This is a genomic window from Collinsella aerofaciens, from assembly GCF_039836695.1.
Classification (GTDB): domain Bacteria; phylum Actinomycetota; class Coriobacteriia; order Coriobacteriales; family Coriobacteriaceae; genus Collinsella; species Collinsella aerofaciens_BD.
Window position 1 is genome coordinate 100,804 of the sequence record NZ_JBDPAC010000002.1, and the last position, 12,023, is coordinate 112,826.

At 59.4% G+C, this 12,023-nt stretch carries 11 protein-coding genes and 1 riboswitch; of the genes, 1 reads left to right on the plus strand and 10 read right to left on the minus strand.

The features are described 5' to 3' along the window. Window positions 1-12: 12 nt before the first annotated feature. The 7 genes from ABG996_RS01715 to ABG996_RS01745 form a co-directional block, all read right to left on the minus strand. The gene (locus ABG996_RS01715) at window positions 13-1,113 is read right to left on the minus strand and encodes an ATP-binding protein (protein ID WP_347478209.1); all 1,101 of its coding nucleotides are present in this window, start codon (window positions 1,111-1,113) and stop codon (window positions 13-15) included. A 144-nt stretch (window positions 1,114-1,257) separates the two neighbouring features. Continuing rightward, window positions 1,258-1,857: a tRNA (cytidine(34)-2'-O)-methyltransferase gene (locus tag ABG996_RS01720; protein WP_347478210.1), complete on the minus strand. Its 600-nt coding sequence runs from the start codon at window positions 1,855-1,857 to the stop codon at window positions 1,258-1,260. Window positions 1,858-1,952: 95 nt separating this feature from the next. Next, a complete protein-coding gene (locus ABG996_RS01725) occupies window positions 1,953-3,083 on the minus strand; it encodes a GTP-binding protein (RefSeq protein ID WP_138341106.1) in 1,131 nt (376 codons plus the stop codon). Window positions 3,084-3,169: 86 nt separating this feature from the next. Next, window positions 3,170-3,511 (minus strand): arsenate reductase family protein, encoded by a 342-nt coding sequence (locus ABG996_RS01730; RefSeq protein WP_022093957.1) that lies wholly within the window; start codon window positions 3,509-3,511, stop codon window positions 3,170-3,172. Window positions 3,512-3,523: 12 nt separating this feature from the next. Then, window positions 3,524-4,147, minus strand: a complete 624-nt coding sequence (locus ABG996_RS01735) for a flavodoxin family protein (RefSeq protein WP_347478211.1) — start codon at window positions 4,145-4,147, stop codon at window positions 3,524-3,526. A 111-nt stretch (window positions 4,148-4,258) separates the two neighbouring features. Beyond that, window positions 4,259-5,788: a diguanylate cyclase domain-containing protein gene (locus tag ABG996_RS01740; RefSeq protein WP_347478212.1), complete on the minus strand. Its 1,530-nt coding sequence runs from the start codon at window positions 5,786-5,788 to the stop codon at window positions 4,259-4,261. A gap of 127 nt (window positions 5,789-5,915) precedes the next feature. Beyond that, window positions 5,916-8,633, minus strand: coding sequence for a bifunctional diguanylate cyclase/phosphodiesterase (locus ABG996_RS01745; RefSeq protein WP_347478213.1), 2,718 nt, complete (start codon window positions 8,631-8,633; stop codon window positions 5,916-5,918). A gap of 324 nt (window positions 8,634-8,957) precedes the next feature. On the opposite strand from ABG996_RS01745, the gene ABG996_RS01750 reads away from it, so the two are divergent. Next, the gene (locus tag ABG996_RS01750; protein WP_347478214.1) at window positions 8,958-9,827 is read left to right on the plus strand and encodes a patatin-like phospholipase family protein; all 870 of its coding nucleotides are present in this window, start codon (window positions 8,958-8,960) and stop codon (window positions 9,825-9,827) included. A 101-nt stretch (window positions 9,828-9,928) separates the two neighbouring features. Here ABG996_RS01750 and ABG996_RS01755 read toward each other — a convergent pair whose 3' ends face one another. From ABG996_RS01755 to thiM, 3 genes are read right to left on the minus strand one after another with little or no spacing between them, the layout of a single operon-like run. Beyond that, window positions 9,929-10,624, minus strand: a complete 696-nt coding sequence (locus ABG996_RS01755; protein ID WP_195544247.1) for a thiamine phosphate synthase — start codon at window positions 10,622-10,624, stop codon at window positions 9,929-9,931. Beyond that, entirely contained in the window at window positions 10,621-10,962 is a 342-nt protein-coding gene (locus ABG996_RS01760) for a thiamine-binding protein (protein ID WP_006234516.1), read from the minus strand. Before ABG996_RS01760 ends, ABG996_RS01755 begins: the two co-directional genes overlap by 4 nt. A gap of 3 nt (window positions 10,963-10,965) precedes the next feature. Further along, window positions 10,966-11,805: a hydroxyethylthiazole kinase gene (thiM, locus tag ABG996_RS01765; protein ID WP_347478215.1), complete on the minus strand. Its 840-nt coding sequence runs from the start codon at window positions 11,803-11,805 to the stop codon at window positions 10,966-10,968. A gap of 51 nt (window positions 11,806-11,856) precedes the next feature. Further along, a riboswitch (TPP riboswitch) is annotated at window positions 11,857-11,967 on the minus strand. Between the last annotated feature and the right edge of the window lie 56 nt (window positions 11,968-12,023).

Below are 12,023 nucleotides of genomic sequence, written 5' to 3' on the forward strand. Positions count from 1 at the left end.
CCTCATTGATGCCTATTTCACGCATTGAGCGGCGAGATAGTCGCGGAAGAATGGCAATTCAAAAGCGACGATTCCGCGCCCGCGTTCTCCAATGATGCCGGCATCTATCATGCGGCGTCGGTAGCGGGAGACCTGCTGCGGCGAACGCTTAAGGCGCTCGACAAGGTCAGCAGTGGTGGTCTCTTCCTCGTCATCGAGCATAGCGATGAGGAATCGCTTGTCCTCTGCAGTGAGTTCCCGATAGGTTGCCGCGAGGATTCGGTCGTCCATCTCGTCGCGCGCGATTTTGATTCCCAGGTCAAAGTCGCGTGACGAGATTTCCTTCGAATCGCTTGTGAGATCCCAGGCGCGGTAGCCTACGAGTTGCAATAGGAAGGGAAAACCAGAGATCGAGCGAACGGCTCTATCGATTCCCTCAGCATCTGCCAGGCGATCGTTTTCCTGAATTGTGCGAATCAAGGCCTCGCGCACGTCATAGTCGGCAATGCGACCCAGATGATATTGTTGGGCGCGGCGAAGGAACGAGACCGTCTTGTGGTTCAGTAGCGTCGATACGTTGTTGGGAAGTCCCGCCATGAGCAGGGCGACGCGTTTCCCATCGGTCACAAAGTGCTGATACGACGCTGCGAGCTGAATCATCTCGTCGAGTGTCGGGTCCACCTCGTCAACCGTAACGAGCAGACCGGTGCCAGCCTCGTTCAGCTGGTCGATGATGTCGCTCATGCGATAACGCCAGGTTGAGGCATCGTGAACGCGATTGACCTCGATGCTGCCGAGCGGTGCAATTCCGAGACCGGTGACTTCGAAGTGGCTGGACGGGTCGATGAGATGGGCTGCGGCACGTTTCGCCCCGAACTCGATTTCCTCAAGCATTCCCGGGAGCGCGGTCGTCTTTACGGCTATCCAGCCGTGGGATTCCGCCCTTGTCGCGAGCGACGACATGAGAGCGGTTTTACCGGTTCCACGTGCGCCTGAGAAGATCGATGTCAATTCTGGGCGCCTGCGCTGGCTCAAGAAGGCACGGTCCAAATCCCGAATAATCTGTTGTCTGCCAGCGAGATGGGCAGGAACCTCACCAAAACTGGGGGTAAACGGGTTCTCGAGATATTCCACAAGGCTCTCCTTTCACACCGCCGTTTAAATTCATTTTACTTTAGTTAATTCTGATTAAAAGTGAGGGCTCTTTATCTTGAGCATCAATTAGGCGTGTGTGCTATCGGCGTGGCGCTTGAATGTGACAAAGGGACAGTTCCTTTGTCACATTCCTGGAAAGGCTGTTTGGCGCAGGGCTTCGTAGAGGACGATGGCGGCGCTGTTGGAGAGGTTGAGTGCGCTGATGCGGTAGTCGTCCGGGTTGACGAAGTTGCCGCAGATATCCTGCTGAAGGATGGCCTCATGGCCGTTCTCGGTATGCCCGAGCGATTCCTCGTGGGCTTCCCAAGCCTCGGCGTTATCGAGCGAGTCGCAATCGCGCAGCATCGGGATGCGCTCGCAGCGCTCGGGCGCCGCGGCAAGCAGTGGCTCGGGAATGCCCGAGCTCTCGCTGCCAAAGACCAAGTAGTCGCCGTCGCGGTAGGTACTCTGCGCATAGGTGCGGCGTGCCTTTTTGGTCAGCAGATGTAGGCGCTCGTCGGCAGGGGAGAGACCGTTGCGTGCAAGGAAATCCTCCCAGCCGGCATAGGTCGTCACGTCCAAGTTTTGCCAGTAGCCCAGGCCGGCGCGACGTACCGTTTTGTCGTCGAGCGAGAAGCCCAGCGGCTCCACCAGATGCAGGCGGGCGCCGGTGACCACGCAGGTACGGCCGATATTGCCCGTATTGGCCGGAATCTCGGGCGCATACAGCACAATGTTGAACATGAATCTCCTTGGCTCAGAACGAAAAACCACCACGAAGAGCACCTTCGTGGTGGTTTGGCGGTTACATAGGCGGAAAAATGCCCGCTTGGATAAACCTAGGCGCGGTGCCAGTCGGTCAGGCAGGCATCGAGGGAGGCGATGAGCGCATCCTTGTCCATGTGACGGCCGATGATGCACAGGCTCGTCATGCGGTCGCCCGTCTCGTCGTCCCAAATCTGCATGATCTCGGGGTTCTCGTCGATGATCTTCTGCTTCTCGCCCTCGGGCGCCGAATCGACAAACAGGCCGTTCTCCATCAGGCGCATCTGGTGGCCGGCCTGCTCAAACATGTAGCACATGTCCGGATCGCCGGTCTGCCACAGCGGACCCTTGACGCGGATGACCTCGTCGGGCCACTCCTGCTCAACAAAATTGGTGAACTTCTGCAGGTCAAACGGCTTGCGGCGCGAGTACACAAAGGTCTCGATGTCGTACTCGAGCACCTCGGGGTCGTCGTGCTCCTCGGGATGCTCCATGGCCTCGATCCAGGCGGCGGAGTTGTAGGCGCGCATAAAGTCGAAGCGGTCGGTGTCGAGCAGCTCCTCCATGGGGACCTCGCCGTTTTGGGCCTCGACAATCACGGCGTCCTTCTGCAGGCTGCGCACGATGGCCTTGAGCTCGGCGATCTGCTCGGGCGTCACGGTATCGGTCTTGTTGAGGATCAGCGTGGAGCAGAATTCGATCTGCTGGATGAGCAGGCTCTCGATGTCGTCCTCGTCGATATCCTCAGCCAGCAGGTCGCGACCGCCGTTGAACTCGTCGTACATGCGGGCACAGTCGACCACGGCCACGATGTTGTCGAGCGCGAGCTTAGGCTCGCCGCCCACCTTGGCCTCGTCGCAGAAGCTCGAGATGGTGTAGGCGATGGGGATGGGCTCGCAAATGCCCGAGGCCTCGATGATGATGTAATCGAAGTTGCCCGAATCGGCGATGCCCTGCAGCTGGTTAGCAAGGTCGTCCGAAAGCGTGCAGCAAATGCAGCCGTTGGTGAGCGGGATGAGGTCGTCGGTCTCGGAAAGGCCGCCGTCGGCGATGAGGCTGGCGTCCACATTGATCTCGCCAATATCGTTGACGATCACGGCGGCGCGGATACCGCCGTCGTTAGCGAGGATGTGGTTGAGCAGCGTGGTCTTGCCGGCACCGAGGTATCCGGTAAGCATGATGATTTTCACGGGTTTGTTGGGCATGTGCCCTCCTTTGTTAGACATGGCTTACAGTTGAATCATATGCCAAACGCCTGCTCTTATACCCACGCGCCGGCAAATAACACAGGCTACTCCCAGGCTCCCCATACATCGGGGCAATAACCGACGGTGGCCTTTTTGCCGTTGCGCACGATGGGCTCGGCCAAGACCTGCTGGTTCTCGAGCAGCTTGTCGAAGCGCTGGCTAGGGGTGAGGTGCTGGATGAGCGCGAGCGTCTCCTCGTCCTTGGCCTTGGGGTTGAGCAGCTTGTCGATACCGCCGACCGCCTGCATCACGCTCGTGAGCTCGCCCTTGCTCATCTCCTTTTCCTTAAGGTCAATAAACTGCACCTTAATGCGGCGCTCCTTAAAATAACGCTGTGCCTTCTTGGTGTCGAAGGACTTCTTAGTCCCGAAGATTTGAATATTCATGGTTCCGCCGCTCTATCGAATGAAGTTGGTCGTTGCGTGATCTGCCTCGGGTGCGTTGATGCCGGCGGCCTGTCCTGCCTCGATGCAGCGCAGGAGCCACGCCATGTTTTTGCCGATATTTCGCATGGTGGCAAGGCCTTCGGCGTCCCCATCGGCGTCGCCGGGCACGCGGCCAAACACGTTGTTCCAGTAGGTGGAAGCAACTACGGGCATTTGCTTAATGGTGAAGTACTTGTTGAGCACATCGAACGTGGTTGACGTGCCGCCGCGACGGGCGACGGCGACCGCGGCGCCGGGTTTGTGCTCAAAGGCTTTGCCTCCGGCATAGAAGGCGCGATCGAGGGCCGAAAGGATGCGTCCGCTGGGGTGCGCATAGTAGACGGGTGAGCCAAAGACAAAACCATCTGCTTGCTCGGCGGCAGCGATGAGCTCGTTCACCACGTCATCGTCAAAGGTGCAGCGACCGCCAAGTTTGCCGCACTGGCCGCAACCGATGCAATCGCGAATGGGCTTGGCGCCCAGCTGAAACACCTCGGTATCAATGCCTTCGGCATTGAGCTGCTCGGCGACCTCGGCGAGTGCGCGGGCGGTGTTGCCGTTTGCCTTGGGGCTGCCATTGACCAAAAGAACCTTCATCACAAACTCCCTCTGCTGTCGGTGACTTCTGCGGAGGATTATCGCACGAGAGGGTAGATGGCATGGGGCGCGATGCGAAACGGCTTGTGTTTCACATCGCGCCCCATGACGCTAGTCCAGCTTGGTGCCTGGTACTTGCGGTGCCTCTTTAAGCAACGCTTTGAGCTCGTTCAAAATGGAAACGGGCTGTCGATCGACAGCGTCCAGATGAAGCGTGGCCACGCGAATGGGCGGCTGATATTCAAGCGAGCCGATGAGTACGGGGGAACCCAGGAACCGTTCGATGTCGCTTGCGATCTCGTCGATCGCCTCGGGGCCGAGCTCATCGAAGAGTGCCACGAATGTCGGCCCCGTCGAGCGGAACAGGCGGCCCTTGCCGCGCGAACAATCCATGAGGCAGGCGGCGCTTTCGGCGAGCACGCGGTCGCCTGCATCGAATCCAAAGCGGGCATTGACCTCGGCGATATCGTCGACCTTAATGGCAATAAAGCCTGCCTCGTGCGGCACGCGGCGCATCTCTCCAATAGCGTTGACCAGCGCGTGGACATCGCCCAGGCCCGTTACCGAGTCGGTCGTATCCGCTAGGCTTCGGTTGACGATAATGCCCACATACATGCTGGGCTCGGTATCGGTGCCGTCCAAGCGGTAGCCCGTGCAGTCGCAAAGCGCGTATTTTCCGGTGGCATCCATTACGCGATACTGCATGTAGTGGAAGTGCCACGTGCCGTTTATCACCATGTCGAGCTCGGCGCGTACGTTGTCGCGGTCCTCGGGATGAACGCGGGCGAGCCACATGTCGAGTGAGTTAAAAGGGTGCTGGGAAGGCAGGTCAAAATCGCGCACGGCGTTAACCGACCATTGCGATTCTCCAGTATCGAGGTTAAGGATGAACGGATAGCGCGTCTCGGAGCTCATGGAGATCGCTTGGAACACCCGGTCGTTGCAGGGAAGCTGATCGACGATTGGGCGTTGCGGCGCGTCATTGTTTTCCGGTTGCTGTACACGATGCATAAGCTTATAGCGATACATCTTGCGATCGGCATCCATCGTCATCTGGCGACGCGTGTCGCCGGCAAGTGGATCGACGCGCGAGCAGCCAAAGCTAAAGCTGGCGATCATGGGCGCCTTGCCATCTGAGTTCGCCTCGATCAGCCCGGCACGTACCTGCTCCAAGCGCTGCTCGAGTTCAGTCTCGTTTGCGGAGAGCGAGATAAGCACAAACTCGTCTCCACCGATACGGAACAGCATCTCATCGTGCTCCATGGTTTCGGAGAGCGTGCGGCAGATGCTCAGAATATAGCGATTGCCTTCGGCGTGGCCAAACCTATCATTGCAATGCTTGAGATGGTCGATGTCAATATAGGCGCAGGTGAAGGGGTCGCCTTTGCGCCAGAGTTGCTCGACGTGACGGTCGAGTCCGCTGCGGTTGCCCAAGTTGGTGAGCGGATCGATATAGGCGTTGCGCTCAAGCAGCTGGCGCTCTTGTTGCAGGATGGCATGTGTCTTTTGCAGTTGCTCACCAACGGCGCGTAGCTCAGCAGGCAGCGCGGCAACATCGAGTTCGGCGGTCGAGATGCCATTCGCAAGTCGTTGGAGATAGGCAATAATCAATTGCTCACCCAGGCGATATGACTCGTTCATGATGGATAACCTCCTTGGGCGGAACAATGGTTTGTATCATATCCCCAATTCGGTTTGAATTGGGGATATAAGTCAGCTAATGGAGGCAAATTCCCCCTTCGGCGGTGGCGTTTTGCGCGCGAGCGTATCAGTTGTTATTGCCACCATCGAGCAATGCCTCAAAATCCTTCGCCGGCATGGGGCGGTAGTAGAGGAAGCCCTGAGCGTAGCGGGCGCCCATTTGTCGTAGCATGTTCGCCTGCTCATTTGTCTCGACGCCTTCGACCTCGACGGGCAGATGGAGCGACTGCGCCATTTCGAGCATCGATGAAATGATTTGCGTGCTGCGGCCTTGATCGCGATCGGTGGGTACAAAGGCGCGGTCGAGCTTGATGACGTCGACGTTGACGTTCTTGAGCATCGCGAGCGTGGACTGACCGGTGCCAAAATCGTCCATATAGGTCGAGAAGCCGCGGGTGTGCAGGTCGGCCGTCAGTTTGTCCACGGCCTCGGACTCTCCCGTATAAGCCGTCTCAGTGATCTCGATACGCATGAGCTCGGGCGGTAGGTTGTATTGGGCGGCGAGCGCCCCCATATGCTCGGCAACGTCGCAGGCAAGGATATCCACGCGCGACACATTAAGCGAAACCGGAACCACACGAAGCCCTCGATCGATGCGCTCGCGCAGCCACGAGGCGACACCCTGCCAAATGTACTTGTCGAGCGTCACCACAAAGCCGCTTTCCTCGAGTGCGGGGATAAACGTTGCGGGCGAAATGAGAGAGCCGTCCTTGTCAATCCAGCGGGTGAGTGCTTCGGCGCCAATAATCTCACCGGTTTCCATATCGACCTGGGGCTGCAAGTGGTAGGTAATACGACCATCTGAGAGCGCGTACTGGAATTCGGTCAGCGTGTGGTGGAACGCGACTTCGCGCTCGTACTCCGCGGGGCAGAAAATGGCAATGCGCTCCTTAAAGTCGTTTTTTGCGCGCCGATTGGTAAACATGGCCTTTGCCTGCGCATCGATGGTGATCTCCTCATTGGAGTCGATGGGGTAAACGCCCATGGACGGCCAAAAACCTACGCCGCCATCATACCTGGCTACTGCCTCGCGAACGCGGTTGTAGATTTGATGGACGGCGATGTGCTTAAAGGGGATGAGTACGCAAAAGTCATCTTGGCCCCAGTACCCTGCGACGCCCATGTCGGCATTCTCGATGTCCTTGAGGACCGTGCCCACATCGGCAAGCAGGCGGTCGCCTTCGGCCTGTCCATACCATTCGTTAAACAGGCGCATGTGGCCCATGTCGACCGTGGCGATGCACCAGGCGCCGTCGCGTCTTGCCTCGAGAAAAGCGTTGGCGCGCCGCATAAACTCGCTGGGTCGATAGAGACCCGTGAGCGAGTCGATACGTTCGGCGATGGCGCTTTTGCGCTCAGCCTCGGGTATGGGGAGGCTGTCGTTGGGAACAAGCCCGCCGGCCGTGCGAAGGCGACGGTTGAGTTCGCCTAAAACGGCGGTCGCTTGATGGGTTAAGTGCTCGTAAAAGGCCGGGACGACAAGGCAGACGGGAGTAATGGTGTCGCCTGCGATTCGAACAGGAGCGAAAACGGCCTCTTTAAGGTGGCGGGTCAGTTGCTCGAATGCCTCGTGGTCTAGGTCGTTGCTGAGCACGACGAACTGAACGCTTCGTGAACGGTAGACCCGGCTCCTGCCGCGAGTGATCGACAGCATACGGCCTGCGTATTCGGCAAGCATGTTGTCGACGGCCTCGGCCCCGTAGAGCTCGTTGAGCTTTGTCGTGCCACGAACGCGCACCGCTATAAGCCCTGTCTCGCAACGATCGCGGCGGCAGGCGTCGATGGCGTTGGCCAGCATGCGCTGCGTTCCGAGGCCTGTGGCGGCGTCGACGGTTTCGGCAAGTGAGTGGTTGACGAGCTCGCCGACATAGAGCGAGGGGACATTTCCGTCGCCGTCGATACGAAACCCGCGAGCACGGCAAAGGACGCAGTCGCCGACGGCGTTGCGCACACGATACTGCATGACGCGACGGTGCTTGGTGCCGTTGTAGACTTGGTCGATGTCGTTGATGCAGGCCTCAAGGTCGTCGGGATGGACGCGCGTTTTCCAGTAATCGCGACAGTTGTCTATGTGCTCCGAGGGAAGGCCAAGATCGCGCAAGGCACCTTGTGACCAAAGGGTGCGATGTTTGTCCAAGTTCTCGATAAAGAAATATCGGCCCTCATTGAGCATCGAAAAGGCGTCAAAAATTCGATCGCTTATTTCGAAGTCGTCGGCGTGAACTTGCGTGATATTGCGTCGATCGAGGTGCATGGCATGACGTAGCTTGTAGTCGTACATGCGATGGTCGGCATCGAGCGTCATGCGATTGGAAGCTTCGCCCAGGGCGGGGTCGGCATGTGACACTCCGTAGCTAAACGAGTGGGGCATCTCGGAATCGTTGTTTTTGAGCAGAACCGTTCGGCAGTGTTTCAGACGTTCGGCGAGGTCGTCCTCGGTTGCAATCGTAGATAGGATGGCAAACTCGTCGCCGCCTATGCGAAACGCCGCTTCGCCCACCTTCATATACAGATTAAGATAGAGACTTACCTGCAAGATATAGCGGTTGCCCTCGTCATGTCCAAAGACGTCGTTGCAGTGCTTGAGATTGTCGATATCGATGAACGCCATGGTAACGGGGGCGTCCTGCTCCCAGAGCTCCTCGAGGGAACGGGCAAAGCCGCCACGGTTGCCAAGCCCGGTAAGCTGGTCGGTAAAGGCGGTCCTGATCAGATCCTCCTGCCGCTCGAGAAGGTCGCGGACGGTCTTTTCGAGCGTTTCGGTGTAATTGCTGACAGTTTCCATGTTCTAAGTGGCTTTCTGAGGTCGGGGCGGATTGCGTCGGGCGAGCTCGTTGTGTACACGCGTCGTTGCTCAGCGCTTTGCATGTATCCAGGCCCCCGCCTTGCCGCGTTGTTGAGTTAATTTGCCGGCTAATGTTCGCTGTTGATAACAGCTGAGTAGTGTAAACAATAGTGCACAATTATATATGGGTGCACATGCTGTGGGCGGCTATTGTTCGACAAGCGGTAGCGCGACGATGCGATGTTCGATAAAAATGCGACTGGGACGATATATGTTGACGGGTATACTTGTCCCGTTTGAATTTGTGGGGACGGAGATGGTCGCATGGCACAGTCAAATACGACGCGCACGGTGGGGCTGGCACTCGAGGGAGGCGGCTACCGCGGTATGTATACGGCGGGCGTGCTCGACGTTTGGATGGAGCACGGCTTAACTTGCGACCATATGGTGGGTGTCTCGGCGGGCGCGGCGTTTGGCTACAACTTTAAATCGCGCCAGATCGGCCGCGCCATTCGCTATAACAAGGCCTATTGTGCCGATAAGCGCTATGCGGGTGTAGCAAGCTGGCTGCGGACCGGCGATATGTTCAATGCCGATTTTGCCTATCACGAGGTGCCCATCGAGCGCGATCCCATCGATTTGGAGATATATCGCGCCTGCCCCATGCGGTTTACGTGCGTGTGTACCGATATCGAGACGGGCAAGGCCGTCTACCACGACCTGCCCTATGGCGATGAGCGCGATATCGAGTGGATCCGGGCGTCGTCGGCGATTCCTGTGGCGACGCGTCCTGTCGCCATTGAGGGCCGCAAGTACCTGGATGGCGGCGTGGCCGATTCTATTCCCAGCGCATGGTTGTTTGCGCAGGGGTATGATCGCAATATCGTGGTGCTCACGCAGCCGGCGGGCTTTGTGAAGCAGCCCAACAGCGTGATGCCCATGCTGCGTCGCGTGTTCCGTCACTATCCGGAGTTTGTCGCAGCGCTTGAGCATCGGCATGAGGTCTACAATGCCACGCTCGATGATTTGGCGCGTCGTGAGGCCGCCGGCGATATCTTTGTGGTGCGTCCGAGCGAATCGGTGAAGGTGCCGTCGCTGTGTCGTGAGCCCGATGAACTTGAGCGCATCTACCAGATTGGTCGCCGCGATGCGGAGGCGACTTTGCCGGCGTTGGAAGCGTATCTGGCGGGGTAAGGGTCGCATGTGGAAAGCGCATCCCGGAATGGAGGTCCAAACTGGGATGCGCTTTCCATTGCTGAAGATGTGAGGCTGCGAATCGGCTGCTCGGCTTATGGCTATGCCTGCTGCCAGGTGTCGACAAGCTCCTTGGCCGCGGCGTAGGGGTCATCGGCGCTGCAGACGGCGCTCACCACAAAGAAGCCGTTGACGCCGGTGGCCTTAAGCTGCGGCAGGTCGGCTGTCTTAACGCCGCCGCCCACCACGATGGGCACGGGGCTTGCCGCGTGGAGTGCGGCCAGGTCCTCAAAGCTCTTGGTGATGATAGAGCCGTCGGCCGCGCGTCCGCAGTCGCGCTTGGTCTCGGTCTCGTGGAGCGGGCCGATGCCCAGGTAGTCGACCAGGCTCATGTCGGCGGTCTTGACGTACTCGAGCATCTCCTCACAACGGGCCGAAAGGCCCACGATGGCGTCGGGGCCCAGCAGCTTGCGACAGACCTCGACGGGAATATCGCTTTGGCCCACGTGCACGCCGTCGACGGCAATACCCTGCTCGCGCGCGGCGAGTACACAGTCCAGACGGTCGTCGATTAACAGGGCGACCTGACCGGTCTTGCCAGCCTGTGCGATTGCCTGCGCGGCGTCGCCGGTCAGCGCGATGATCTCGCGGGCGCTTGCCACCTTGGAGCGCACCTGGATGCAGGTAAAGCCGGCGTCGAGCGCCTGGGCCACCACATCGCCCACGGGGCGTCCCAGCGTATTTTCGGGGCCGAGTACCAGATAGGCCGAGATATCAAGGTTGTCGCGGATGCTCATCGTGCTTCCTCCTGCTTTTTGATCTGCGCTTCCATGCGCTCGAGCTTGCCGGTCATGGTGTCGGTAAATCCGGGCCGAATATCGGCTTTGAGCACGACTTCGGTGCGGATGCCCTTGCTCGCCAACACAAAGGTTGCGTCGCGCACGACCTGCATGACCTCGTCCCAGTCGCCCTCGATCTCGGTGAACATCGAGGTGGTGCGGTTGGGAAGGCCGCTCTCGCGAATGACGCGCACGACCTCGGCGACCTCGGCGGACAGCTCATCGCCGGTGCCGCACGGGGCGATGGCCACAGCGATGAGCGTGTTCATGCCGGCATTGGTTGCGGGCTCGGACATGGCCTATGCCTCCTCGAGGTCGAGCTGGTTGTTGGCGATGTCCCGGGCGCTCGCACGGTAGAGCTCGTCGATAAAGGCGACCTTAAAGCTTGCCGGGGCGTCGGCGACAGCGGCGGCACGCGAGCCGGCAACGTTGTAGACGGCGGTGCCGCAGACGGCGGCCGTAAACGGGTCGGCAGCGCAGGCGTACACAGCCAGCACGCCGCCTTGCGAGCAGCCGCAACCGGTGATCTTGGACATGAGCGGGCTGCCACCGTGGGACTTGGCCACCGTCGTGCCGTCGGTGATCAGGTCGACTTCGCCCGAGACCACAACGGCGCCACCGGTGTGGCGAGCGAGCGCCACGGCGGCATCGCGGGCGGCGTCGACCGTGTCGGTGGTATCGACACCACGCACGCGGCTCAGATCAGCCGCCTCGCCCTCAAGACCCCACAGGCCGGCGAGTGCGATAATCTCGGAGGCGTTGCCGCGCACGATGGCGGGCTTGTACTGCTTGAGCTCGTTTACCAGCTTGGTGCGCAGGCTACCGATGCCCAGACCCACCGGATCGAGCACCCAGGGCTTGCCGGCGTCGTGTGCCGCCTTCGCCGCGCGGGGAATCGTCTGCTCGTAGATGGGGAAGAGCGTGCCCATGTTGAGATAGATGGCGCCGCCGCCGGCAACGAGTGCCTCGCCCTCGTCGGGCAGATAGACCATGGCGGCCGAACCGCCCACGGCGAGCTGCGCGTTGGCGACAAAGTCGATCGTCACCGTGTTGGTGATGGAGCCGGCCATCGGATTGGTGGCGCGAATTTCCTCTACGGCCTTGACCATATGTTGCTTAAGCAGTTCCGAATCAATCACTGCACATGCCTCCTTGGCATAGAAAAGGGGCGCTGTGCATAGACAGCGCCCCTGTAAAGGCGGCATGCTCCCTACGCCAGCATTAACTGACAGGTTCAAAGGATTGGGCCCCACGCCCTCTCAGCCTTGTGGTTTGCACCGCCGGCACTCCCGCATCGAATCTGTTGTTCCCTATACTAGCGCACCTGCCAAAAAGGGACAGGTTTATTTTGGCAGGT